Source organism: Knoellia remsis, assembly GCF_003002895.1.
GTDB classification, from domain to species: domain Bacteria; phylum Actinomycetota; class Actinomycetes; order Actinomycetales; family Dermatophilaceae; genus Knoellia; species Knoellia remsis.
In genome coordinates this window covers 52,915-75,773 of record NZ_PVTI01000010.1, presented here as the reverse complement: position 1 = coordinate 75,773, position 22,859 = coordinate 52,915, and the positions used below count along the sequence as shown (strand labels likewise).

Annotated in this window: 25 protein-coding genes; 7 read left to right on the top strand and 18 right to left on the bottom strand. The window is 71.5% G+C overall.

Translation table 11 applies throughout. The features are described 5' to 3' along the window. Window positions 1-2 precede the first annotated feature (2 nt). Window positions 3-890: a hypothetical protein gene (locus BCF74_RS07815; protein WP_106297390.1), complete on the bottom strand. Its 888-nt coding sequence runs from the start codon at window positions 888-890 to the stop codon at window positions 3-5. A gap of 131 nt (window positions 891-1,021) precedes the next feature. Between BCF74_RS07815 and BCF74_RS07810 the strand changes: the two genes are divergently transcribed. From BCF74_RS07810 to BCF74_RS07800, 3 genes are read left to right on the top strand one after another with little or no spacing between them, the layout of a single operon-like run. Then, the gene (locus tag BCF74_RS07810; protein WP_106297389.1) at window positions 1,022-1,264 is read left to right on the top strand and encodes a type II toxin-antitoxin system CcdA family antitoxin; all 243 of its coding nucleotides are present in this window, start codon (window positions 1,022-1,024) and stop codon (window positions 1,262-1,264) included. Further along, window positions 1,261-1,707, top strand: coding sequence for a TA system VapC family ribonuclease toxin (locus BCF74_RS07805; protein WP_106297388.1), 447 nt, complete (start codon window positions 1,261-1,263; stop codon window positions 1,705-1,707). The genes BCF74_RS07810 and BCF74_RS07805 overlap by 4 nt, the downstream gene beginning before the upstream one ends. 10 nt (window positions 1,708-1,717) lie before the next feature. Beyond that, window positions 1,718-2,674 (top strand): 1,4-dihydroxy-2-naphthoyl-CoA synthase, encoded by a 957-nt coding sequence (locus tag BCF74_RS07800; RefSeq protein ID WP_106297387.1) that lies wholly within the window; start codon window positions 1,718-1,720, stop codon window positions 2,672-2,674. Window positions 2,675-2,921: 247 nt separating this feature from the next. Here BCF74_RS07800 and BCF74_RS07795 read toward each other — a convergent pair whose 3' ends face one another. Further along, window positions 2,922-3,377, bottom strand: coding sequence for a hypothetical protein (locus BCF74_RS07795; RefSeq protein WP_106297386.1), 456 nt, complete (start codon window positions 3,375-3,377; stop codon window positions 2,922-2,924). 46 nt (window positions 3,378-3,423) lie between these two features. On the opposite strand from BCF74_RS07795, the gene menE reads away from it, so the two are divergent. The 3 genes from menE to BCF74_RS07780 are packed head-to-tail and all read left to right on the top strand — an operon-like array spanning window position 3,424 to window position 5,758. Further along, entirely contained in the window at window positions 3,424-4,605 is a 1,182-nt protein-coding gene (gene menE, locus BCF74_RS07790) for an o-succinylbenzoate--CoA ligase (RefSeq protein ID WP_106297385.1), read from the top strand. A gap of 4 nt (window positions 4,606-4,609) precedes the next feature. After that, the gene (locus BCF74_RS07785; RefSeq protein ID WP_106297384.1) at window positions 4,610-4,861 is read left to right on the top strand and encodes a PLDc N-terminal domain-containing protein; all 252 of its coding nucleotides are present in this window, start codon (window positions 4,610-4,612) and stop codon (window positions 4,859-4,861) included. 12 nt (window positions 4,862-4,873) lie between these two features. Further along, window positions 4,874-5,758, top strand: coding sequence for a 1,4-dihydroxy-2-naphthoate polyprenyltransferase (locus tag BCF74_RS07780; RefSeq protein ID WP_106297383.1), 885 nt, complete (start codon window positions 4,874-4,876; stop codon window positions 5,756-5,758). Between the two features lie 104 nt (window positions 5,759-5,862). Here BCF74_RS07780 and BCF74_RS07775 read toward each other — a convergent pair whose 3' ends face one another. The 8 genes from BCF74_RS07775 to BCF74_RS07740 are packed head-to-tail and all read right to left on the bottom strand — an operon-like array spanning window position 5,863 to window position 12,718. Next, a complete protein-coding gene (locus BCF74_RS07775; protein ID WP_106297382.1) occupies window positions 5,863-6,171 on the bottom strand; it encodes a DUF4229 domain-containing protein in 309 nt (102 codons plus the stop codon). Window positions 6,172-6,174: 3 nt separating this feature from the next. After that, a complete protein-coding gene (ccsB, locus tag BCF74_RS07770; protein WP_106297381.1) occupies window positions 6,175-7,167 on the bottom strand; it encodes a c-type cytochrome biogenesis protein CcsB in 993 nt (330 codons plus the stop codon). Next, window positions 7,164-8,753: a cytochrome c biogenesis protein ResB gene (resB, locus tag BCF74_RS07765; RefSeq protein WP_106297380.1), complete on the bottom strand. Its 1,590-nt coding sequence runs from the start codon at window positions 8,751-8,753 to the stop codon at window positions 7,164-7,166. The genes ccsB and resB overlap by 4 nt, the downstream gene beginning before the upstream one ends. Continuing rightward, complete coding sequence (locus BCF74_RS07760; protein WP_106297379.1) at window positions 8,753-9,502, bottom strand: cytochrome c biogenesis CcdA family protein; 750 nt, start codon at window positions 9,500-9,502, stop codon at window positions 8,753-8,755. The genes resB and BCF74_RS07760 overlap by 1 nt, the downstream gene beginning before the upstream one ends. Before the next feature lie 4 nt (window positions 9,503-9,506). Beyond that, window positions 9,507-10,145 carry a TlpA family protein disulfide reductase gene (locus BCF74_RS07755; RefSeq protein ID WP_106297378.1) on the bottom strand — a complete coding sequence of 213 codons (639 nt, stop codon included), beginning with the start codon at window positions 10,143-10,145 and terminating at the stop codon, window positions 9,507-9,509. Continuing rightward, window positions 10,142-10,801, bottom strand: a complete 660-nt coding sequence (locus tag BCF74_RS07750) for a histidine phosphatase family protein (protein WP_106297377.1) — start codon at window positions 10,799-10,801, stop codon at window positions 10,142-10,144. Before BCF74_RS07750 ends, BCF74_RS07755 begins: the two co-directional genes overlap by 4 nt. A 50-nt stretch (window positions 10,802-10,851) precedes the next feature. Further along, window positions 10,852-12,207: a glutamate-1-semialdehyde 2,1-aminomutase gene (gene hemL / locus BCF74_RS07745; RefSeq protein ID WP_106297376.1), complete on the bottom strand. Its 1,356-nt coding sequence runs from the start codon at window positions 12,205-12,207 to the stop codon at window positions 10,852-10,854. A gap of 16 nt (window positions 12,208-12,223) precedes the next feature. Beyond that, on the bottom strand, window positions 12,224-12,718 hold the full coding sequence (locus BCF74_RS07740; protein WP_106297375.1) for a MarR family winged helix-turn-helix transcriptional regulator: 495 nt from the start codon (window positions 12,716-12,718) through the stop codon (window positions 12,224-12,226). Between the two features lie 173 nt (window positions 12,719-12,891). On the opposite strand from BCF74_RS07740, the gene BCF74_RS07735 reads away from it, so the two are divergent. After that, the gene (locus tag BCF74_RS07735) at window positions 12,892-13,434 is read left to right on the top strand and encodes a YceI family protein (protein ID WP_106297374.1); all 543 of its coding nucleotides are present in this window, start codon (window positions 12,892-12,894) and stop codon (window positions 13,432-13,434) included. A gap of 125 nt (window positions 13,435-13,559) precedes the next feature. Here BCF74_RS07735 and hemB read toward each other — a convergent pair whose 3' ends face one another. The 8 genes from hemB to BCF74_RS07695 form a co-directional block, all read right to left on the bottom strand. After that, window positions 13,560-14,528, bottom strand: a complete 969-nt coding sequence (hemB, locus tag BCF74_RS07730) for a porphobilinogen synthase (protein ID WP_106297434.1) — start codon at window positions 14,526-14,528, stop codon at window positions 13,560-13,562. 5 nt (window positions 14,529-14,533) lie between these two features. Beyond that, a complete protein-coding gene (locus tag BCF74_RS07725) occupies window positions 14,534-16,159 on the bottom strand; it encodes a bifunctional uroporphyrinogen-III C-methyltransferase/uroporphyrinogen-III synthase (protein ID WP_106297373.1) in 1,626 nt (541 codons plus the stop codon). Further along, window positions 16,156-17,217, bottom strand: a complete 1,062-nt coding sequence (hemC, locus tag BCF74_RS07720; protein WP_106297372.1) for a hydroxymethylbilane synthase — start codon at window positions 17,215-17,217, stop codon at window positions 16,156-16,158. Before hemC ends, BCF74_RS07725 begins: the two co-directional genes overlap by 4 nt. Further along, on the bottom strand, window positions 17,214-18,560 hold the full coding sequence (locus BCF74_RS07715; RefSeq protein WP_106297371.1) for a glutamyl-tRNA reductase: 1,347 nt from the start codon (window positions 18,558-18,560) through the stop codon (window positions 17,214-17,216). The genes hemC and BCF74_RS07715 overlap by 4 nt, the downstream gene beginning before the upstream one ends. Further along, window positions 18,557-19,237: a redox-sensing transcriptional repressor Rex gene (locus BCF74_RS07710; RefSeq protein ID WP_106297370.1), complete on the bottom strand. Its 681-nt coding sequence runs from the start codon at window positions 19,235-19,237 to the stop codon at window positions 18,557-18,559. The genes BCF74_RS07715 and BCF74_RS07710 overlap by 4 nt, the downstream gene beginning before the upstream one ends. A gap of 483 nt (window positions 19,238-19,720) precedes the next feature. Next, window positions 19,721-20,047 carry a glutaredoxin family protein gene (locus BCF74_RS07705; RefSeq protein ID WP_106297369.1) on the bottom strand — a complete coding sequence of 109 codons (327 nt, stop codon included), beginning with the start codon at window positions 20,045-20,047 and terminating at the stop codon, window positions 19,721-19,723. 10 nt (window positions 20,048-20,057) lie between these two features. Beyond that, window positions 20,058-21,668 carry a lysophospholipid acyltransferase family protein gene (locus BCF74_RS07700; protein ID WP_245889266.1) on the bottom strand — a complete coding sequence of 537 codons (1,611 nt, stop codon included), beginning with the start codon at window positions 21,666-21,668 and terminating at the stop codon, window positions 20,058-20,060. After that, window positions 21,668-22,711 (bottom strand): NAD-dependent epimerase/dehydratase family protein, encoded by a 1,044-nt coding sequence (locus BCF74_RS07695; protein WP_170070169.1) that lies wholly within the window; start codon window positions 22,709-22,711, stop codon window positions 21,668-21,670. Before BCF74_RS07695 ends, BCF74_RS07700 begins: the two co-directional genes overlap by 1 nt. Window positions 22,712-22,859: the final 148 nt, after the last annotated feature.

Sequence of the window (22,859 nt, the reverse complement as noted above, 5' to 3'; positions counted from 1 at the left end):
AACTACTGCTGCCTGGACTCCTCCGCTGCCGGGGTCGCGGCGCGCAGGGCGAGTGCCGCGTCCCGGGTCACGATGAGCTCCTGACGGAACGAGCTCACGAGGTAGTCCGCCGAGCCGAGGATCGGCACGTCGAGGACCGGCCGCTGCCACCCACCCACGAGGGCGTTCTGGCGGCACACCGCGCCGGCAATGGCGTGGGCCTTCTCCGTCGGCGCCGACCGCAGGCCGAAGAGCTCCTGGAGCACGCTCATCGAGACTCCTCGACCTCGCCCGAGGAGGTCGCTGGCCTTCGCGGCTGTGGCGAGCACGGCGCAGGCCATCCGCTCGTCGGACATGCTGGCGGTCAGCACTCCCGGTCGGGAGAGCACCGCCGCCCGAAGGACGCGGCGGGCCGCAGTGAGCACCTCGGACTCGAAGAGCATCTCGGCAACCCCAGTCATCGCGCCGTCGATGCGCCGCAACCGCTCGCGCATGTCGTCGCCGACGTCGGATAGGTCGAGGGGTTCGACGGGCAGCGGGTACGCGTCCATCGCCGCCAGCGACTGCTCGCCGCCCACCAGCAGGGCGAGCCATGCGAGCGTCTTCTCGTGCTGGGCGGGCTCCGGTGGTCTGGGCGGCTGCACCGGCCGGTGGCGCCCGAGCAGCTCGGCATCTCGCTCGTATGCCGTGCCGCTGACCCGCCGCTTGCGGACGTCGACGACGCGGTCGTCGATGACGACGATCTCGAGCAGGTCGCCCAGGTGCGACGTCGGCTGGCCGTAGGACGGATCGACGCCCCAGGAGTCGTAGGGGTCCTCGGCCCCGAACTCGTCGTCGTCACCGTCCAGGTACTCACGCCAGTCCGGCTCCAGGTCCCGGTCCCGGTCGAGCCGCACGATGTTGTCCTGCATGTCATTCCTCCCCGTTCGGACGTCGGCGCCGATGCCGACGAGAACGACAGGCTGACACACCTCACCGACAGCGCCGTCGCGTTTTCCACAGGTGTTTGCATCGTGATGCACCAGCATGATGCACTGATGCCATGCGGACGACCGTCACGATCGATGAGGCCCTGCTCCACGAGGCGCGCCTCGAAGCGGCCCAGACGAACCAGACGGTGAGCAAGGTGCTCGAAACGGCACTGCGCGAGCACCTGGTCCGCAGAGCCGAAGCCCCACGGGTGGACTTCGTCCTGCCCACCTTCCCCGGTGGGGGCCTCCTCGTCGACATTCTCGACAAGGAGGCCCTGGCCGACGCCCTGGGAGACAACGAGCCCGCCCGATGATCGCCTTCGATGCCAACGTCTTCGTCTACGCCCTCGACCCGACCAGCAGCCACCACGAAGAGGCCCGCCACATCCTCCAGTCCAGGCTGGGAGGATCCGAGACCGTTGCTGTGCTCGACTCCACCCTGGTGAGTACCTGCCGCATCACCACACATCGTCGGCTCATGGCCAATCCCCTGAGCCCGGACCAGGCCCTCGAGTTCTGTGCAGCCGTCAGGTCTGCACCGGCCGCGCTGTCGGCCCCTGCGCTTCCCGCCGCGTGGGAGCATTTCCAGAACCTCGTCACGCGACTTGGCCTGCGGGGAGGCGATCTCAGCGACGTCTGGCTCGCGGCCCAGGCCCTCGCCCTGGGAGCTCGGTTCGTCACCTTTGACCGAGGGTTCCGCCGCTTCTCGCAGCTCGACGTGGTGGTCCTCGGCGAGGGCGGTGCGCAGGCTCGTTAGGCTCGACTGCGTGAGTGCGATCGAGGGCGTCAGCGAGACCTTTGACCCGGCGGCGTGGGACGAGGTCGACGGCTTCGACTTCACCGACATCACCTACCACCGGGCGCGCGACCTCGGGGCGGTGCGGATCGCCTTCGACCGGCCGGAGGTCCTCAACGCCTTCCGGCCGCACACCGTCGACGAGCTGTACCGCGCCCTCGACCACGCCCGCCGCACCCCTGATGTGGGCGTCGTCCTGCTCACCGGCAACGGTCCGTCCCCGCGGGAGGGGTCGTCGAAGGAGACCTCCGGTTGGGCGTTCTGCACCGGTGGCGACCAGCGCATCCGCGGCCGGAGCGGCTACCAGTACGCCGCCGAGGGCACCGACGACGACACGGCCGGTGGCGTGGACGAGCGGCGGGTCAAGGCCGAGGGCGGCCGGCTGCACATCCTCGAGGTGCAGCGCCTCATCCGCACGATGCCCAAGGTCGTCATCGCGCTCGTCAACGGCTGGGCCGCCGGTGGCGGACACTCGCTCCACGTCGTCTGCGACCTGACGATGGCCAGCCGCGAGCGGGCCCGCTTCAAGCAGACCGACGCCGACGTCGGCTCCTTCGACGGTGGCTACGGCTCGGCCTATCTCGCCAGACAAGTGGGCCAGAAGTTCGCCCGCGAGATCTTCTTCCTCGGTCGCACCTACACCGCGGAGGACATGCACCGCATGGGCGCGGTCAACATCGTCAGCGACCACGCCGAGCTCGAGGCCGACGCCCTCCAGGTCGCCCGCGAGATCATGGCGAAGTCCCCTCAGGCACAACGGATGCTGAAGTTCGCGTTCAACCTCGCCGACGACGGGCTCATGGGCCAACAGGTGTTCGCGGGCGAGGCGACCCGGCTGGCCTACATGACCGACGAGGCCGTCGAGGGCCGCGACCAGTTCCTCGAAAAGCGCGACCCCGACTGGTCCCCCTTCCCCTGGTACTTCTGAGCCTGTGCCGTATGCCGTCCGCCCACCTCGGTGAGCCGCCGTCGTATGCCGTCCGCGCGCCCGAGTTGGGCCGCAGCCGGTGCCGTCCGCTCACCTGGGCGGACCGACGGACAGGCAATGCGGCGACGCCCGGCCGCTCTCGTGCGTGGAGTGACGCCGCAAGCCCGGCACAGCACGCCTCTTGCACGTCCGTCGGTTCGGGGGCACCGTGCCTGACAGCGCGACGCACGGCTCAGCGGAGGGTGTCTCAGTCGGAGCCGCCGATGTCGACCTCGTACGCCTCATAGATCAGATCCGCGCCCCGCTGCCGGTGCCGCACGAGCCGCCCGACCAGATCCGTCGCCGCTTCCCGATGTGCCGCAACGGAATCCGCACCATCGAGCCCCGACTCCCGCTCGCCCAGCAGCCGCTCCACGATCTCGACGAACTCCCCGTGCTCGGCCAGCTGCACTGCCGCCACGGACGCGAGCCGCGGCGCCCGCGCCACCGCGTCGGCATACAGCCCACCCTCGGCCTCGGTGAGCGAACGGTGGTCGCGCAGGTCGTGCGCCAGCTCGGTCAGCGCGGCCCGCACCCGCCGACGCCACAGCGACCCCAGCCCCACCGGCAGCGCGAGTGCCGCGTCGAGGGCCGCCATCGACTCACCCAGCTCCGCCCGGTGCGCCCGGACCCGCTCGAGGTATGCCGCGAACTCGGCGTCCATCCCGCCATCGTCCTCCGCTTCGGCGCCGCTGCCTAGAGTTGACCGTATGAGGATCGAGCCGCTCGCCGTGCCGACCGGCCCGGCCGTGCTCGACCTCCTCCCGCGACTCGCGCGTGCGCTCGACGGTGGCCGACCCATCGCGCCGTATGCCGCGGGCTCGCCTCCCCCGGTGCTCGCACCGGACTGGGCCCGCGAGGACAGCGACACCGACGGCGACCTCGCCGTCGTCATCGGCACCTCGGGCTCGACCGGCACCCCCAAGCGGGCGATGCTCACGAGCACCAACCTGCGCGCCAGCATCGACGCCACCCATGCCCGCCTCGACGGTCCCGGCACGTGGCTGCTCACCGTCCCCGGCCACCACATCGCCGGCCTCCAGGTCCTCCTGCGCGCCATCACCGCCGACAGCGCCCCGCACGTCGTGGACACGTCCACCGGCTTCACTCCACGGGCCTTCATCGACGCCGTCGACACGATGCCCGACCAACCCAGCGCACCGGCATACGTCTCGCTCGTCCCGACCCAGCTCGTCCGGCTGCTCGACGACGTCGACGCGACCGAGCGGCTCGCGCGGTTCGCCGCCGTCCTCGTCGGCGGCGCCGCCACCGACCCGCGCCTGCTCGAGCGCGCCGCTGCCGCCGACGTCACCGCCGTGACGACCTACGGCATGAGCGAGACCGCCGGCGGTTGCGTCTACTCCGGACGCCCCCTCGACGGCACCCGCGTCGACCTCGACGAGAGCACCGGACGCATCCACCTCACCGGCCCGACCGTCGCCGCCGGCTACCTCGCCGACCCAGAACGCACCGCCGCCGCCTTCCCCAGACCGGGCACGTTCCGCACCGACGACGTCGGCCACCTCGACGACGACGGCGTCCTCCACGTCGACGGGCGCATCGACGACGTCATCACGACCGGCGGCCTCAAGGTCGCGCCGCGGATCGTCGAGGAGGCCGTCGCCGCCCTCCCCCAGATCGGCGAGGCCGTTGCCGTCGGAGTTCCGGACCCCGAATGGGGCCAGGTCGTCGCCGTCGCCGTCGTCCCGGCCGCGGACACCACCACTGCCCACCCGCTCACGGTGAGCGAGCTGCGCGAGCACCTGCGCGGCATACTCCCCGACCACGCGCTGCCACGCGCGCTCCGGCACGTCACCACGATCCCGACCAGAGGACCAGGCAAGCCGGACCGCGCCGGCATACGAGCACTCTTCGACGCCGTGGGAGAATGACCCCGTGCTCCGCTACCTTCCCGTCCTCCTCGGGCTCGCGCTGACGATCTACTGCGTCGTCGACTGCGTCCAGTCCGACGAGCACCGGGTGCGGGGACTGCCCAAGCTCGTGTGGGTCTTCGTCATCCTGCTGTTCCCCTTCGCGGGGGCTATCGCGTGGCTCATCGCCGGCCGTCCCAAGCCGGTCCCTCCCGCGCCGCGCCGCCCGATGCCCCGCGGTCCCGACGACGACCCCGACTTCCTCAGAGGACTCTAGGCACCAGCCCACATGGCCACATTCGAACAGTGGGTCGCCGGCGCGCGCCCACGCACCCTCTTCGCTGCCGTCGCACCCGTCGTCATCGGCACCGCCGCAGCCATCCAGCACTCCGAGCCGTCATGGGCGATCGCGATCCTCGCGGCCGTCGTCGCGCTCTCGCTCCAGGTCGGCGTGAACTACGCGAACGACTACTCCGACGGCATCCGCGGCACCGACGAGGACCGGGTCGGGCCGGTGCGGCTCGTCGGGCAGCGTCTCGCCGTGGCCCGCAACGTCAAGGCCGCGGCGTTCCTGTCGTTCGGGTTCGCCGGGCTGGTCGGCCTGGCGCTCGTCGCCCTGTCGGAGGCGTGGGTCCTGCTGCCCATCGGCGTCGCGGCCGTCTGGGCGGCGTGGAAGTACACCGGCGGCGACAACCCCTACGGCTACCGCGGCCTCGGTGAGCTCTTCGTGTTCGTCTTCTTCGGGCTCGTCGCGACGCTTGGCACGATGTATGCGCAGACCGGTGCCGTCTCGTGGTTCGGCCTCGCTGCCGCGGTGGGCGTGGGCGCGATCGCGTCGGCGATCCTCGTCGTCAACAACCTGCGCGACATCCCGACCGACGCCACATCCGGCAAGCGCACCCTCGCCGTGCGCCTCGGGGACCGCGGGACGCGCTGGTTCTGGCTGGCCCTCGTCGTCGTGAGCATCGTCGTGCTGGGCGTCATGGCGATCTGGGAGGTGTGGGCCCTACTCGGGCTCCTCGCGATCGGCCTCATGTGGAAGCCGATCGCTCTCGTGATGGGCGGCGCCGAGGGGCGCCGGCTCGTGCCCGTCCTCGCCGCGACCGGGCTCTACGAGCTCGCGTATGCCGTCCTCGTCCTCGCGGGGGTCCTCACCGCCGCAGCCCTCGCCTGAGTGCACTCCACCCCGAGTGAGTGGCGCTCAGTGTCGGTGTGTGGCTGGTTCAGCCGACCGTGAGACAGCCGCAACCCGACACTGACATGGCTGGGTGCGCCGGGTCAGCGGAAGTCGGAGTCGCTGCCGGCTGACTGACCGGGGCGGCGAGCGGTCTCGGCGTCCTCGATGTCCTCGTCGCTGACCTCGTCGCGGCGCTTCTCGCCGCGCTGCTCGACGCGACGGGCGATGTCGGCCGACGCCTGCTGCCGGAACGGCCGGAGCACGAACGCCGAGATGATCATCGACGCGACGGCGGCGATGACGACGGCGAGCAGCTGCTCCTCGCGGTCGCGCAGACCCAGCAGCCATGTGGCGGCGAGGCAGCCGATGAAGATCAGCGTGCGCAGGATGAAGTAGCGAACCATCGCCATGGCTCAGAGTCCCGAGTACGAGTGCATGCCGACGAAGTACACGTTGACGACGGCGTAGTTGAGGATGACGCAGATGAACCCGGCGACCGCGATCCACGTCGCGGACTCGCGGCTCCAGCCACGGGTGACCCGGGCGTGGAGGTAGGCCGCGTAGACCACCCAGATGACGAAGGTCCACACCTCCTTGGGGTCCCAGTTCCAGTAGGCGCCCCACGCCTGGCGGGCCCAGATGGCACCGGCGATGAGGGTGAACGTCCACAGCGGGAAGGCGATGATGTGCAGCCCGTAGGTGAGCCGCTCGAGAACCCGCGGCTCGGGCAGGACGGCGAGCACTCCGCGGGAGCGGCCGAACCGGCGCTGCGCGAGGTAGAGCAGGCCGACGCTGCACCCGACGGCGAAGAGCGCGACCGAGATCGTCGCCACGGTGACGTGGATGGCCAGCCAGATGCTCTGCAGCGACGGCATGAGCTGCGAGGCCTCGGTGTACCAGACGGTGAGGGCCATGCCGAGGACGACGAGCACCGGTCCGACGACGAAGAGCCCGAGCCACTTGACGTCCCGCCGCAGCGCCCAGACGACGAACACGACCATCGTGAACATCGACGCGACGACGCCAAACTCGTACATGTTGCCCAAGGGCCAGCGGTGCACGGACAGTCCGCGAAGCACGGCGGTCGCGACGAGGAGCAGGGTGCCGAGGACGGCGAAGGACTGCGCGATCCCACCGGCCTTGCGGGTTCGCGCGGACAGCTCGACGGGAGCGGGCGGCCCGGCCTCGACCCCACGGCCGGCCCGCTCGGAGGCACCGGCACCCGCGCCGACGCCGACGAGCTCGCGCTCGGTGACCTCCGCCTCGGCGGCCGACTCCCTGGCCGACTCCCGCGCGGGCAGCAGACCCGCGAGGTACACGGCATACAGGACCATCGACAGCGTGAGGACCACCATCGCGGAGTACAGCGCGAGGTTGGAGTAGCCCGCCAGGGTCTCGTTCGTCATGTGCGTCGTTCCTTCAGTCGGGTGAGGACGTCCTCGAGCTGATCGCCCATGCCCTCGTCGTCGTCCTTCGCGAGTCCGCCGATGGTCACCACGGTACGGCCTTCACCTGTGCCCGGCGCGACCCGCACGAACGCACGCCGCCGCCGCACGGTCAACGAGAGGATGAGCCCGAGCAGCGCGACGAGGGCGGACACGAGCGTGAGCTCCTTGCCCGGGTCACTGCGCACGGAGATGCCGGCGAACCGTACGACCTCGTCGAACGTGATCGAGCCGCGCCCGCCGGGCAGCTCGTAGGTCTGCCCCTGGGTGAGCCAGATCCGCAGCGGACCCTTGCCGTCGGGGTCCTGGAGCTGGGTCATCTCGGAGGTGTTGAGCGAGTACACCGACTGCGGCCGGCCGCCCGGGAAGAGCGTGCCCTCGAACGCCGTGAGCGCCAGCGCCGGCTCGAGCGCGTCGGGGAAGGCCGAGCGCGGACCCTTCTCGTCGAGGATCGCCGTCGGCAGGAAGAGTCCAGCGAACCCGAGCTGTTTGCCTGCGGGCCCGGCGCCGGAGACCTTGACCGCACCGGTCGAGGTGTAGACGTTGTCCTGCGCGAGGAACGGCGTCTTCTCGGAGTAGGTGATGTTGCCCTTCGCGTCGCGCACGGTGATCTTCGGTGCGTAGCCGTTGCCCAGGAGGTATGCCGTCCCGCCGCCGGTCTCGAGGGGGCCGTTCACCTCGATGTCCCACTTCTGCGTCGGTGCGCCCGGCTCCGGCGTGAACTGCACGTGCGCGGTGAAGCTGCGCGGGGTGCCGAACTGGCCCTCCCCCTTGACCTTGGTCTCGAAGACGGCATCGAAGTCCTCGAGCGTCATCGTGAACGGCTTGAACTCGCTCGTGTCGACGAACGGCCCGGGTCGGAGGGTGTCGTAGCGGGCGGCGACGTTGGCCATCGACTCGCCGACGGGCAGGATGATGTCGGCCCGCCACCCGAAGAGGTAGCCCCACGCCATGCCGATGATGACGCCGATGAGCGCGAGGTGGAAGGCGAGGTTGCCGGTCTCCTTGAGGTAGCCCTTCTCCGCGGAGACCGTCGTCGCGTCGTAGGAGTGGGTGCGGAAGCGGCTCGACCGCAGGGCGGCCGTGGCGTCGCGCAGGACGTCCTCGGGGGTGCCGTCGACCTCGATCGAGGCGTGGGCGGGCAGACGCTCCAGCCGCTTCGGCGCGCGTGGCGGCTGCGAACGCATCGCTCGCCAGTGCAGCCGCGAGCGGGGCACGACGCAGCCGACGAGCGAGATGAAGAGCAACAGGTAGATCGCCGCGAACCACGGGGAGCCGTAGACCTCGAAGAAGCCGAGCTTGTCGAGGATGGGGCCGGCGGTCTCGTTCTGGGCGATCCAGTCCGCCGTGCGGACGGCGTCGATGTTGCGCTGCGGCAGGATCGAGCCGGGCAGCGCCGCGACGGCAAGGAGCAGCAAGAGGAAGAGTGCCGTGCGCATCGAGGTGAGCTGGCGCCAGATGAAGCGCAGCCACCCCATGGCGCTGAGTCGCGGCTGGGTGATCGCCTCGTCGCGTCCGGGGTCGGTGGGCTGGGTCGACAGGCTCATCAGATGGGCATCCTCACGCCGCTCACGAGCTCGGCCTGGATCCAGCGGGTCAGGACCTCCCAGAGGCCGGTCAGCAGCAGCACGCCGACGAGGATGAGCAGTCCCCCGCCGAGCAGCTGGATGGTGCGCTGGTGGCGGCGCACCCACAACGAGACACGGCCGAACCGTTCGATCCCCGCCGCGGCGAGGATGAACGGCAGCCCCAAGCCGAGCGCGTATGCCGTGGCGAGGGTCGCTGCGCGACCCGTGCTCGGGTTCGTCACCGACGCCGACAGGGTGAGGACGGCGGCGAGCGTGGGCCCGGTGCACGGAGCCCAGCCGAGCCCGAAGACGGCACCCAGCAGCGGCGCCCCGAGCAGCCCGGCGCGCGGCCGCCACGAGGTCTTCAGCTCGCGCTGGCTTCCGGCGCGCGCGCCGACGCCGAGGAAGACCAGGCCCATGACGATGACGACGACGCCACCGACGCGCATGAGCAGGGTGCGGTTCTCGACGAGCGAGCGTCCGAGGGTGGCGATGAAGATCGACATGAGCAGGAAGACGACGGCGAACCCGAGGACGAACAGCACTGCCCCGAGCACCATCCGGCCCTTGGACCGTTGCTCGAGCGACACCTCGCTCAGCCCGGTGACGTAGCCGAGGAAGCCGGGCACGAGCGGGAGGACGCACGGGGAGGCGAACGACACCAGACCCGCGAGCGCCGCCACGAGGACGGCGATCGGGAGGGCTCCGGAGGCGATCTGGTCGGTCAAGACGTCAGCCTTCGGACTTCAGCACGTCGTCGATGAGACCGCGCAGGGTCGTGGCGTTGATGGCGCCGTTGGCACGGGCAGCGACCCGGCCCTGCTTGTCGAGGACGATCGTCGAGGGCGGGCTCGTCGGCGCCTGCTTGCCGAACGCGAGGATGAGCGTGCCCGACTCGTCGGTGAGGCTCGGGTAGGTGATGCCCTGCGCCTTGACGAAGGCCGCGCCCCGCTCCGGTCCCTCCCGGAAGTCGATGCCCATGAACTGCACCGGCAGCCCCTCCGCCTGCACGTCGGTCCAGACCTTCTGGAAGTCCGGCATCTCCTCGATGCACGGCGGGCACCACGAGCCCCAGAGGTTGATGACGACGACGTTCTTGCCGCGCTGGTCCACGCTCGACCAGGGCTTGCCGTCGAGGGTCTCGCCCTCGAGCGTGATCGGGTCGAGGCGCTGGCCGGTGGCGATCTGCTCGATCGAGCCGTCACCGGCGATGTAGCCCTTCTGGTCGCCCTTCTTGGCCTGTTCGGCGATGGAGTTCGGGTCGGACGAGCAGGCGCCGAGCGCGAGGAGCCCCGCCATGGAGGCGACGCCGAGCGCGGTCCGGCGCGAGACGGCATACGGCATCGACGAAGGTGAGGTGGGTCGGGTCATGCGCCGGCTCCTGCATGGGCCATCGGCAGGAGGGCCGCGGCCGGCTCGCTGTAGGCGAGGGACTCGAGGTCGTCGCCGACGTAGGTGAGCGACGTGAGCGAGGCGAGGGTGCACTGGCGGCGGCGCGGGTCGTGGACGAAGCGGCGGCCCTCGATCGCCAGGCGCAGCATCCAGATCGGCGCCTGATGGGAGACGATGACGGCCTCGTGCCCGCGGGCGGCGCCGCGGGCGTCGTCGACAGCCGCCTGCATGCGCGTCGCGAGGTCGGCGTAGGGCTCGCCCCACGACGGCTTGAGCGGGTTGACCATGAGGCGCCACATCTTCGGGTCGCGGAAGATCCCCTTGCCGCCGGCGACCGCGCGCCCCTCGAACGCGTTTTCGGCCTCGATGGCCCGGGTCTCGGTCTCGATCTCGAGGCCGTGCGCAGCCGCGATGGGCTCGGCGGTCTCGCGGGCGCGCTCGAGCGGGCTCGCGTAGACGTGGGTGATGTCGTTGCCCGCGAGGTGCGCCGCGACAAGGTCGGCCATCTCGCGCCCGAGGGCGGAGAGGTGGAACTCCGGCAGCCGCCCGTAGAGGATGCGGTCGGGGTTGTCGACCTCGCCGTGCCGCACGAGGTGCACGACGGTGCGCGCGGCGCTCGGGTCGGACACGGTCATGGGTCCCAGTGTCGCAAACGAACCTGAGTGTTCCCTCAAGCGGTGCTGCGTCACGAGGCGCTGGCGGACGCGGCCGCCTTCGCGGCGGCGGGCAGCGCGTCGAGGATGACCCCGACGGCCTCGTCGTCGTGCGCACCACTGACGAACCAGGCCTCGAACGCGCTCGGCGGCAGGTGCACCCCGGCGTCCAGCATCGCGTGGAAGAAGCGTCCGTATGCCGCGGTGTCCTGGTCGCGTGCGTCGTCGTAGTTCGTGACCGGCGCCTCGCGGAAGAAGACCGAGAACATCGACCCGGCCCACTGCACCGTGTGCGCGACACCCTCGGCGGACAGGGCCGCGCTCGCCGCGTCGGCGATGGTGCGGGCGGTCGCCTCGAGCCGCGGGTAGAGCTCGGGGGTGCAGCCCTTGAGGGTGGCGAGGCCGGCGGCGGTCGCGACGGGGTTCCCGCTCAGGGTGCCGGCCTGGTAGACCGGGCCCTGCGGTGCGAGGTGGCCCATGACCTCGGCGGTGCCGCCGAAGGCGGCGGCCGGGAAGCCGCCGCCCATGACCTTGCCGAAGGTGAAGATGTCCGGTGCGCCCGCGGCATACCCGGCCTCGCCCTCGAGACCGAACCACCCGGCGCGGCTGCAGCGGAAGCCGGTCATGACCTCGTCGGAGATGAGCAGGGCGCCGTGCTCTCGGGTGATGCGGCGCAGCGCGTCGGTGAAGCCGGGGGCCGGCGGGACGACACCCATGTTGCCTGCGGCGGCCTCGGTGATGACGGCGGCGATCTCGGGTCCCCGCGCGGCGAAGGTCTCTTCGAGTGCCGCGATGTCGTTGTAGGGCAGGACAATCGTGTCCGACGTCATCTCGGTCGGGACGCCGGCGGAGTCCGGCAGGGCGAGGGTGGCGACCCCGGAGCCCGCGGCGGCGAGGAGGGCGTCGACGTGGCCGTGGTAGCAGCCGGCGAACTTCACGATGACGCTGCGACCGGTGACGCCGCGCGCGAGGCGGACCGCGCTCATCGTCGCCTCGGTGCCGGACGAGACGAGGCGCACCTGCTCGAGCGGCTCGATGCGGTCGACGATCTCCTCGGCGAGCAGCACCTCGTTCTCGCTCGGCGTCCCGAAGGAGAAGCCGCGGCGGGCGGCCTCGTCGACGGCGGCGAGGACGTCGGGGTGCGCGTGGCCGAGGATCATCGGGCCCCACGAGCACAGCAGGTCGACGTAGCGACGGCCGTCGGCATCGGTCAGCCACGGACCCTTCGCCTCGCGGATGAACCGCGGCGTCCCTCCGACGGCGCGGAAGGCGCGCACCGGCGAGTTCACTGCACCCGGGATGACTCGGGCGGCCCGCTCGAGGAGGGCGGCGGAGGCGGGGGCGTCGGTGGTGCCGGGGTGGGTGCTCGGGGAGGGGCTGGACGTCATGCGTCCATTGTCGCCGTCAGACGATGACGTCGTCGGCCCGGGCCCCGGGGACGAGATGGGCCCGCACTTCAGCGAACGCGTCGTGGAGGCACTGCACCTGCTCGAGCGTCAGGAGGTCGATGAAGTTGCGGCGCACCGACGCGACGTGCACGGGGGCGGCGGCCTCGATGGTGCGGCGGCCGGCGGGCGTGAGCGCGATGGCGACTCCGCGGCCGTCCTCCGGGGTGCGCTCGCGGCGAACCCACCCGCGGTCCTCGAGGCGCTTGGCCGTGTGCGTCACCCGGCTGCGGCTCTGGACGACGAGGTCGGCGAGCACCGACATGCGCGCCCGACCGCCCTCCTGCTCGGACAGCATCGACAGCAACTCGTACTCCGGGAGGCTCATCCCGAACTCGGCGAGGTCGTCGTCGAGCGCGACCTGGAGCTCACGGTGGGCACGCAGGTACGCCCGCCAAGCCTGTTGTTCGTCGTCCGTCAGCCAGCGGGTCGCTGGAACCTCCTCCGCGGCCACCTTGGCATGGTAACCGTTGTCCCGCGCCTCGACCGGGGCCCACAGCGAATCGGACCGTGGGCTAATTGTTGAAAAATCTACGAAATCGGGAATGATGGGCTGCGGACCGCTCGTTGGACGAGCCGTACCGGATGCGTACCCACCCCTGCACCACTCACCCAAGGAGTTTTCCCATGAGCGCCACCCCCACGACCACCCAGCTCCCCGCCGGCACCTGGGCCGTCGACCCCGCCCACACCGAGGTCGGCTTCGTCGCCCGTCACCTCATGGTGAGCAAGGTGCGCGGCACCTTCACCGAGGTCGAGGGCACCGTCCAGGCCGCCGAGGACATCACGAAGTCCACCGTCGAGGTCACCGCCCAGATCGCCTCGGTCAACACCGGCTCCGAGGACCGCGACAACCACCTCCGGAGCGGCGACTTCTTCGACGCCGAGCAGTGGCCGACCATGACCTTCCGCTCGACGTCCTTCGACGGCGAGAAGCTCACCGGCGACCTCACCATCCGCGACGTCACCAAGCCCGTGACGTTCGACGTCGAGTTCGGTGGCGTCGGCCAGGACCCGTGGGGCAACACCAAGGCCGGCTTCGAGGCCACCGCGACCGTGAACCGCAAGGACTGGGGCCTCACCTGGAACGCCGCGGTCGAGGGCGGCGGCGTGCTCGTCTCCGACAAGATCACCATCACCATCGACGTCCAGCTGGCCAAGCAGGCCTGAACCCCGGCCTCCACGGCCGTCGAGAGTAGACAAAAGCAGGGATCGCGCCAGCGAATCCCTGCTTTTGTCTACTCTCGACTGCCTACTCTCGACGGCTTGTTCCGGCCGGGCCGCTGCCGGCGCGCTCAGAGGTGGGGGGCGACGTCGAGGGCGCTGTAGGTCAGGATGACCTGCGCCCCGGCCCGCTTGATGTGCAGCAGCGACTCCATCACGGCCCGGTCGCCGTCGATCCAGCCGCGCTCGGCAGCCGCCTTGATCTGGGCGTACTCCCCCGAGATCTGGTAGGCCGCGACCGGCACCGTCGAAATCTCTGCCGCGAGGGCGATGATGTCGAGGTGCGGCTGTGCCGGCTTGACCATGACCATGTCGGCGCCCTCGGCGAGGTCGAGCTCGATCTCGCGCTGCGCCTCGACCGCGTTCGCCGGGTCCTGCTGGTAGGTCGCCCGGTCGCCCTGCAGCGACGACTGCACCGCCTCGCGGAAGGGGCCGTAGAGCGCGGAGGTGTACTTCGCGGCATACGCGAGCACGATGGTGTCGGTGAAGCCGGCCTCGTCGAGCGCCTCGCGCACGTAGCCGACCTGGCCGTCCATCATCCCGCTGAGGCCGAGCACGTGCGCACCGGCGCGCGCCTGCGCGAGGCCCATCGCGGCATACCGCTCGAGGGTCGCATCGTTGTCGACCCGACCCTCGTCGTCGAGGACGCCGCAGTGGCCGTGGTCGGTGAACTCGTCGAGGCAGAGGTCCGACATGACGACGAGGTCGTCACCGACCGCGTCGCGGACCGCTCGCAGCGCGACGTTGAGTATGCCGTCCGCGGCGTCCGCGTGGGATCCCACCGCGTCCTTGTGGTCGTCCGTGGGGACCCCGAAGACCATGATCCCGCCAAGGCCGGCCTCGACGCAGCGCCGGGCCTCCTCGACGAGCGAGTCGAGTGTGTGCTGGACGACGCCCGGCATCGCCTCGATCGGCTCCGGAGCGTCGATGCCCTCCCGCACGAAGACGGGCAGGACCAGGTCGGCCGGGTGTAGCCGGGTCTCGGCGACGAGGCGCCGCACCGCCGCCGACTGGCGCAGCCGGCGCGGACGGTGCGACAGCCGGGTCACTTCGCGCGCCGACGGGCCGCCGGACGCTTCTGGCTCGGGCGCACGGCGCTCTCGCCGGCCTCGGCCGCGGTGAGCGCGAGCGCCCGGCCGTGGTCGGCGAGGGCGTCGACGAGCTCGTCCGAGGACGGCTCCGGCGCAAGGACGTCGACCCGCAGGCCGGACTCCTCGGCGGTCTTGGCCGTGGCCGGGCCGATGCACGCGATGACGGTCGACGGGTGCGGCTTGCCGGCGATGCCGACGAGGTTGCGCACGGTCGAGCTCGACGTGAAGACGACCGCGTCGAAGCTGCCGCTCTTGATGGCGTCGCGGATCTCGGCGGCCGGCGGGGCGGCGCGCACGGTGCGGTACGCGGTGACGTCGTCGACCTCCCAGCCCATCTCCTGCAGGCCGGCGACGAGCGTCTCGGTGGCGATGTCGGCGCGCGGCAGGAAGACCCGGTTGATCGGGTCGAGCAGCTCGTCGAAGGGCGGCCACTCCTCGAGCAGGCCCTGGGCGGACTGCTCGCCCTCGGGCACGAGGTCGGGGTTGATGCCCCAGGCCCGCAGCGCGTCCGCGGTGACGCCGCCGACGGCAGCGACCTTGAGACCGGCGAACGAGCGGGCGTCGAGGCCGAACTCCTCGAACTTCTCGCGGATCGCCTTGACGGCGTTGACCGACGTGAAGCCGACCCACTCGTAGCGGCCGGTGACGAGGCCCTTGACGGCGCGCTCGATCTGCTGGGGGGTGCGCGGCGGCTCGACCGAGATCGTCGGGACGGTCGTGGCCCGGGCGCCGAAGCGCTCGAGCCGGCGCACCATCGGCCCGGACTGGTCCTTGGTGCGGGGCACGAGGACGTTCCAGCCGAAGAGCGGCTTGGTCTCGAACCAGGACAGCGACTCGCGCAGGTTCACCGTGTCACCGACGACGGCGAGGGCCGGGAACTGCATCGACTTCGCGGCCTTGGCGACCTCGGCGAGGGTCGTCGTGACGGTCACCTGCTGGACGGTCGTGCCCCGCTCGGTGATCGCGACGGGGGTGTCGCCGGCGCGGCCGGCGTCGCGGAGGTTCTCGAGGGCGGGGACGAGGGTCTCGGGCTGGCCGAGGACGACGACGGTGACGGTCGGGTCGGTGGCGACGGCGACGTCCTTGAGCTTCTCGCCGGCAGTGATGACGTGGATGCCGCGCGAGCTCGTCGTCGTGAGCGGCACACCGGCGTAGGCCGGGACGGCGCTGACCGAGCTCACGCCCGGCACGACCTCGAAGGGCACGCCGGCCTTGACGCAGGCGGCGGCCTCCTCGGCGAGCCCGTTGAACGTCGCCGGGTCGCCGTCCATGAGCCGGACGACGAGGCCGCGCGGGTGGGCCTTGGCCGCCTTGACGATGAGCTTGGCGCGCGAGGCGTGGGTGAGACGCTGGCCGTGCTCGCCGTGCCCGGCGTCGACGACCTCGACACCCTCCTTGGCGTGGCGCGCGACGACGTCCTCACGGGCGACCTGGTCGATGACGACCGCGTCGGCCTCGGCGAGGTACTCGCTGGCCCGCACGGTCAGCAGGCCGGCGTCCCCGGGGCCTGCGCCGACGAAGGCGACGCGCGCGGGAGTGCGCGACGCGTTGCGGGTCGTGGTGGATCGGGTGGTGCTCACTGGTCACGCTCCGGGGCGTTGGGTGGGACGGTCTGGGCAGCAGGTTCTGTGGGGGCCGGTATGCCGGCACCGCTGGGTTGTCGCGCGGGCGCACCTGCGACGGTTGTTGCGGGCGCACCCGCGGGAGTGCCGAGGTCGGGCGCGAGGTCCGCGGCGCCGTCCTCGAGGAGCAGCCGGGCAAGGGAGCGCCCGAGCGCCTCGGCGTCGGCGGGGTCACCGGTGAGGGACCGGCGCAGGTCGGCACTGCCGTCGGTCGCGGCGACGACCGCGCGCAGCGACAGCTCGTCGCCGTCCTCACCGAGGACGATCTCGGCGAGCGCTCCGATCGGCGCGGAGCACCCGGCCTCGAGCTCGGCGAGCACGGCCCGCTCGGCGGTGACGCAGGCGCGGGTGTCGGCGTCGTCGAGGGCGGCGACGGCGTCGCGGACGGTCGGGTCGCCGGAGGCGAGGACCTCGACCGCGAGGGCGCCCTGCCCGGGGGCCGGCAGCATCTGGAGCGGGTCGATGACCTCGGTGATGACGTCGGTGCGGCCGAGACGCGCCAGTCCGGCGCGGGCGAGGACGACGGCGTCGAGGTCACCGCCCGTGACCTTGCCGAGGCGGGTGTCGACGTTGCCGCGCAGGTCGCGCACCTCGAGGCCGAGCCCGAGCGCCTCGAGCTGGGCGCGGCGGCGCGGGGAGCCGGTGCCCACGGTCGAGCCGGCCGGGAGCTCGCCGAGAGTGAGGCCGTCGCGGGCGACGAGGGCGTCGCGCGGGTCCTCACGAGAGGGGATCGCCGCGACGACGAGGTCGTCCTCGGGGGTCGTGGGGAGGTCCTTGAGGGAGTGCACGGCGAGGTCGACCCGGCCGACGCGCAGGGCCTCGCGCAGAGCCGAGACGAAGACGCCGGTGCCGCCGAGGCTCGCGAGCGGCGTGGTGCGGTCGCGGTCACCCTCGGTCGTGATCTCGACGAGCTCGACGTCGTGGCCGAGCCCGCGGAGCCGGTCGGCCACCCACGTCGACTGGGTCGTCGCGAGGGCGGAGCGGCGGGTGCCGAGGCGGAGGGTGCGCTCGCTCATCGGCCCTCCTCCTCGTCGGTGACGGGGATGACGGGCGGCGTCGAGACGGGGATGACGGGCGGCGTCGACACGACGCGCACCTCACGCGGGTCGAGGTCGAAGAGCTCACTCAGGGCCTTCGCGTAGCTGCCGCCCTGTCCCGCCTGGGCCATCTCCTTGACCCGCACGGTCGGGGCGTGGAGCAGCTTCTCGACGATGCGGTGGACGGCGCGCTGGACCTCGGCGCGGTCGGCGTCGGCGAGACCCGGCGTGCGGCGCTCGAGCCGGGCCATCTCGTCGTCGACGACCTCCTTCGCGCGGGTGCGCAGGGCGGCCACGGTGGGCGCGACGGCCTCGCTGGAGCGCTCGGTGAGGTATGCCGCGACCTCGCCCGTGACGATGTCGCGCGCCTCGTCGACCTGCGGCAGGTCGCCTGCGGTGCTGAGCAGCTCGCCCAGCTCGGCGAGCCCGACGCGGGTGACGCCGTCGAGGTTCGCGACGGCGAGGTCGACATCGTGCGGGAGGGCGAGGTCGAGGTAGAGCTGCGGACGGCCGCCGCGTGACTGGGCGGCATACGAGACGTCCGCCTCGGTGACGACGACGCCGGTGGCGCCGGTGCTCGAGATGACGATGTCGGCGTCGGCGAGCGCGGCGACGCGCTCGTCCCACGCGCGGGCGGTGCCGGCGACGCGTTCGGCGAGACGCTCGGCACGGGCCGCGCCACGGTTGACGACGGTGACGCTCGCGGCGCCGGCCTGGTGGGCCGTGGTCGCCGCGAGGGCGCCCATCCCACCGGCGCCGATGACGAGGACGTGGGCACTCTCGATGGGGCCGACGACCCCGGTGGCGACGCCGAGACCGGCACCGACGAGGGACCGGCTCACGTCGTCGATCGCGGTCTCGGTGTGGACTCGCTTGCCGACCCGAAGTGCTTGCTGCAGAAGAGTGTTCAGCGCAGGACCGACATGGCCACGACGCTGGGCCCGGCTCAGCGACTCGCGCAGCTGACCGAGGATCTGGGCCTCGCCGACGGCCATCGAGTCGAGACCCGCGGCGACGCTGAACGCGTGGGCAATGCCCCGGTCCTCGTAGTGGACGTAGAGGTGCGGCTGGAGCTCGGCGAGCGGCACACCCGTCGCGGACGCGAGGGCCTCGGAGACGTCGGCGAGGGCTCCGTGGAAGGTGAGGCCCTCGGCATACACCTCGGTGCGGTTGCACGTGGAGACGACGACGGACTCGACGACGTGCTCGGAGGCGACGGCTGCCGCCTCGAGGCGGCCACGGGCGGCCACGTCGAGCGCGGCGGCCTCGAGGAGCTCGATGGGCGCGCCGTGGTGGGAGAGGCCGAGGACGAGCAGGCTCACAGGGCCACCTCCTCGTCGGTGAGGTCGAGCTCGCCGGAGCGGCGCTGCTCGTGGAAGGCGAGGATCTGCAGCTCGGTGGACATGTCGACCTTGCGCACGACGACGTCATCGGGGACGTCGAGGACGCAGGGGGCGAAGTTGAGGATCGAGCGGACGCCGGCGGCGACGAGACGGTCGGCGACGTCCTGCGCGGAGTCGGCCGGGGTGGCGATGACGCCGATGGCGAGCTTGTCCTCGCGCACGAGGGTGTCGAGGTCGCTCATGGGTCGCACCGCGTGGTCGGCGACGACGGTGCCGACGATGCTCTCGTCGTGGTCGAGGACGGCGACGACGTTGAACCCGCGCGTGGCGAAGCCGCTGTATGCCGCGAGCGCGCGGCCGAGGTTGCCCATGCCGATGATCGCGACGGGCCAGTCCTGGGTGAGCCCGAGAGCGGTCGAGATCTCGAAGGCGAGGCGGTCGACCTCATAGCCGACACCACGCACGCCGTAGGAGCCGAGGTGCGAGAGGTCCTTGCGGAGCTTGGCCGAGCTGACACCGGCGGCGGCGGCGAGCTCCTCGGAACTGACGTTGGTGATGCCGCGTTCGGCGAGGCTGGTGAGGGCCTGGAGGTACACCGGAAGTCGAGCCACTGACGCGTCGGGGATTCCCCGGCGGGCTGCGACGTCGGCGGACACGTGGCCTTCGACTCCTTGTCTGGAGATGGTGGTGCTCGATTCAGGGTACGCACTTGTGAAGCGATGCACAAAGTCGCAGGAGGGGGCTGTGGCCCCCACCTGACCGGCATCTGGTACAAGCACGCGGCGCTCCCCGTTTCTTCCCCCGGGAGGTCGACCAAAGGCGGCGCCGGAGACGGCGGCGGCAGCGCGGGACGGAAGGGGGCGCGTCATGCTTCGGCTCGTTCCCCGGGCACCTCGAACCCAACCCCCGCCCGAGAGGTGCCTTTGCTCCACCCCCTCGGAGCAAATGGCGTTGTTTGCTCCCGTATGCCGGAGCAAATGGCGTTGTTTGCTCCCGTATGCGGGAGCAAAGGCACCTCTCCAGAGGGGCGAGTTGGCACCGTGCGAACTCGCCCCCGCCACGCTCGGCTCCACGCCGCGCGCGAGCGCTCCGTCACGCCCCGCCGACTTCCGCCTCCGCTTCCGGAGAGCCGTCGCGGGTCAGTTCGGTCGACGCAGGGCCGCGCGGAGGCGGTCGGCGTCGACGCGCCAGTAGTCGTGCTGGCGGCCGTCGACGAGTGTGACCGGGATCTCCTCGGCGTAGCGCTCCCTGAGGTCCTGGTGGTCGAGGATCGAGACCTCTGTGAACGACTCCCCCAGCTCCGCCGTCACCGCCGCGATGACCGCGCGCGCGTTGTCACACAGGTGGCAGCCCGGTTTCCCGATGAGCGTCACCCGGGGCTCGCCCTCCTCCGGCGGCGACCCGAGCGGCCGTGTCGGCGACGCGCCTGCGGAGGCCGGCGACAGCGGGTCGGGAGCGGACGGCATACGCAGCACCTCAGAAGAAGACCGAGCGACGCTGCATGAGCAGCGAGTACAACGTCTGCTGGATCGTCTCGCGCACCTGGTCGGTGAGGTCGAAGACGAGCATCGGGTCCTCCGACGCGCCCTCGCCGTGCGACGCTGTCTCGATCGGCGCACCGAACTCGATGATCCACTTGCTCGGCAGCGGGATGAGCCCCAGCGGCCCGAGCAGCGGGAAGGTGGGCGTGATGGGCGCATACGGCACGCCCAACAGCCGCGCCACCGTCTTCATGTTGCCGATCATCGGCGCGATCTCCTCCGCGCCGACGACCGACGTCGGGATGATCGGCACCCCGGCCTTGAGGGCCGCCGACACAAAGCCACCGCGACCGAACCGCTGCAGCTTGTAGCGCTCCTTGAACGGCTTGCCGACGCCCTTGAACCCCTCTGGGAAGACGCCGACGAGCTCGCCCTGGGCGAAGAGCCGGTCGACGTCGGCGTTCGTGGCCAGCGTCGAGCCGCCGCGCCGCGCGAACGCCCCGACGAACGGCGTCTGGAAGACGAGGTCGGCGCCGAGCGCGCGCATCACCCGGTGCTTCGGGTGTTCGTCGTGGATGGCTTGCGCCACCATGAGCGAGTCGATGGCGATGGTGCCCGAGTGGTTGCTGACGATGAGGGCGCCACCCTCGTCGGGGATGTTCTCCAGCCCGCGCACCTCGACCCGGAACCACTTCCGGTAGAGCGGCCGCAACAGCGGGAAGATGACGTTCTCGGCGAAATGCTCGTCGTAGCCGAACTCGTCGACCGAGTAGTCGCCCTCGATGCGGCGGCGGATGAACGCCAGCGTCGCCGCGATCCGGCGCTCGACCTCCTCGGGCGAGAACCCCGCTCCCTGGGCGGCCATCCGCATCGCCGCGATCGAGGCCGACAGCAGCTCCTCGATGCCGGGCACGGGCAGGGCCATGTCGGTCTGGGTCGCCGTGGGGTCCGGCGCCGGCGGGGTGGGCGCGGGCGGCGGCGCGACCCGCAGGTGCCGTCGGGCCGCCTCGTCCGCCTTGCGCTTCGCCCGCGGGCTCTGCGGTCGTATGCCGGCCTGCCGGGTCGCCTTCGACGACGCCTCGGAGCGGGGGTTGGGTCGGGGGCGGTGCGCTCCGCGTCCGCCGGCCGGAGCCGTCGTCGTCGCGGAGGTCTTGCCGGGGGCGCCGGCCTTCACCGCCGCGGTGGCCGCCTTCGTGGCTGCCGTCGAGGAGGTCGTCGACGAGGTGGCAGGTGCCGGTGGCGTCGCCTGTGCCGAGCTCGTCGCCGCCGACTCCACCGCAGCGGTCAGGAGGGGCGTGGCGCGACGACGAGCCCGCTCACCGGACGCGCGAGCGGCACCCGCCGCGACCGAGGACGGGCGGCCCGTCGGGTCCTTCTTGGCCGGGGCGTTGCGGCGGGTGGCGTCCGGCTTCGGAGCAGCCTTCTTCGGCGTCGTCTTCCTGGCGGCCGTCTTCTTCGCGGTCGCCTTCGTCGTCGCCGTCTTCGCGGTCGCCTTCGTCATCGGCTTCTTCGCGGTCGGCTTCTTCGGAGTCGCCTTCTTCGCGGTCGCCTTCGTCGTCGCCTTCTTCGTCGTCGACGACTTCGCGGCCGTGTTCTTTGTCGCCATCAGCGAACCCCCTTCGTTGCACGCCCGACGAGTTGCTGCGCCGTCCCCACGACGCCGCCCACGGCCCCGGTCACCGCATCGAGTGACGGCACGACCGGGCTCACCGTCCGGGCGAAGTCCTCGAACGCCGCGCGCGTCGAGTACGTCGGGCTGAAGCCGAGCACCTCGCGCATCGCCGTCGTGTCCATGCCGCGGCCGAAGGCGAGGAATGACATCTGGTCGGCACTGAAGTCGACGAGCCCGAGCCGCTTGCCCATCTGCGCGATCGGCCCGGCCGCCGCCATCGGCACCATGACGAACGGTCGCCGCACGATCGCGGCGGCCTGCATGACGGTGAGCACGCCGTCACCCGCGACGTTGACGACGCCGTCCGCTCCGCCGGTGACGCCGCGCAGGAGCGCACTGATCGCGTCCTCCTCGTGGACGAACTGCATCCGCGCGTCGTGCCCGAGCGGCACCGGGATGACAGGGAGGTTGAAGTAGTCCGTGATCGAGGTGCGGATCCGCGGCCCGATGATGTTCGCGAAGCGCAGCGTGAGGATGTCGATGTCGGGCCGGCGTCGAGCGAAACCGCGCACATAGCCTTCGACCTCGATCGAGTCCTTGCCGAAGCCGGACGCCGGCAGCCGCTTGGCCGTCATCTCCTCGGTGAACATCGCCGGGTCACGCGGGGTCGAGCCGTAGACCGCGGCGGTCGACTTCACGACGAGCCGCCGGACCGTCTCGGACTTCTGGCACGCCGCGAGCAGCTGCATCGTGCCGATGACGTTGATCTCCTTCTGCGGCGTGCGTCCGCCGGCGAAGGTGGGAGTGGCAATGACGTTCGCGTGCACGACGGTGTCGACGTCGCCCTGGGCGATGACCTTGCCGATCATCGGGTTGCGGATGTCGGCGCGGATGAACTCGGCCTCGCCGAGGTCGCGCGGCGGCGGGATGACGTCGACCCCGATGACCCGCTCCACGTCCGGACTGGCGGCGAGCCGTCGAGCGAGCACCCCGCCGAGGTAGCGGGACACCCCCGTCACGAGCACGACCTGACCCACCCGGGCCTCCCTCACGTTGCGACTGCCTCCAACGCCCCGACCCTACTTCGCCCCGGGTGCTCCGGTCACCGCTTGGCGACAGCGGTCACCCCAACTTTCCCGCCCCATGAGGGAACCTTGCGTCGGATGCGACTTCCGAAGTTGCACC

Bases quoted from the DNA above. Each gene is read 5' to 3' on its own strand.
- BCF74_RS07815 (WP_106297390.1), bottom strand. From the start codon at position 890: ATGCAGGACAACATCGTGCGGCTCGACCGGGACCGGGACCTGGAGCCG.
- BCF74_RS07810 (WP_106297389.1), top strand. From the start codon at position 1,022: ATGCGGACGACCGTCACGATCGATGAGGCCCTGCTCCACGAGGCGCGC.
- BCF74_RS07805 (WP_106297388.1), top strand. From the start codon at position 1,261: ATGATCGCCTTCGATGCCAACGTCTTCGTCTACGCCCTCGACCCGACC.
- BCF74_RS07795 (WP_106297386.1), bottom strand. From the start codon at position 3,377: ATGGACGCCGAGTTCGCGGCATACCTCGAGCGGGTCCGGGCGCACCGG.
- menE (WP_106297385.1), top strand. From the start codon at position 3,424: ATGAGGATCGAGCCGCTCGCCGTGCCGACCGGCCCGGCCGTGCTCGAC.
- BCF74_RS07780 (WP_106297383.1), top strand. From the start codon at position 4,874: ATGGCCACATTCGAACAGTGGGTCGCCGGCGCGCGCCCACGCACCCTC.
- BCF74_RS07775 (WP_106297382.1), bottom strand. From the start codon at position 6,171: ATGGCGATGGTTCGCTACTTCATCCTGCGCACGCTGATCTTCATCGGC.
- ccsB (WP_106297381.1), bottom strand. From the start codon at position 7,167: ATGACGAACGAGACCCTGGCGGGCTACTCCAACCTCGCGCTGTACTCC.
- resB (WP_106297380.1), bottom strand. From the start codon at position 8,753: ATGAGCCTGTCGACCCAGCCCACCGACCCCGGACGCGACGAGGCGATC.
- BCF74_RS07755 (WP_106297378.1), bottom strand. From the start codon at position 10,145: ATGACCCGACCCACCTCACCTTCGTCGATGCCGTATGCCGTCTCGCGC.
- BCF74_RS07750 (WP_106297377.1), bottom strand. From the start codon at position 10,801: ATGACCGTGTCCGACCCGAGCGCCGCGCGCACCGTCGTGCACCTCGTG.
- hemL (WP_106297376.1), bottom strand. From the start codon at position 12,207: ATGACGTCCAGCCCCTCCCCGAGCACCCACCCCGGCACCACCGACGCC.
- BCF74_RS07735 (WP_106297374.1), top strand. From the start codon at position 12,892: ATGAGCGCCACCCCCACGACCACCCAGCTCCCCGCCGGCACCTGGGCC.
- hemC (WP_106297372.1), bottom strand. From the start codon at position 17,217: ATGAGCGAGCGCACCCTCCGCCTCGGCACCCGCCGCTCCGCCCTCGCG.
- BCF74_RS07705 (WP_106297369.1), bottom strand. From the start codon at position 20,047: ATGCCGTCCGCTCCCGACCCGCTGTCGCCGGCCTCCGCAGGCGCGTCG.
- BCF74_RS07700 (WP_245889266.1), bottom strand. From the start codon at position 21,668: ATGGCGACAAAGAACACGGCCGCGAAGTCGTCGACGACGAAGAAGGCG.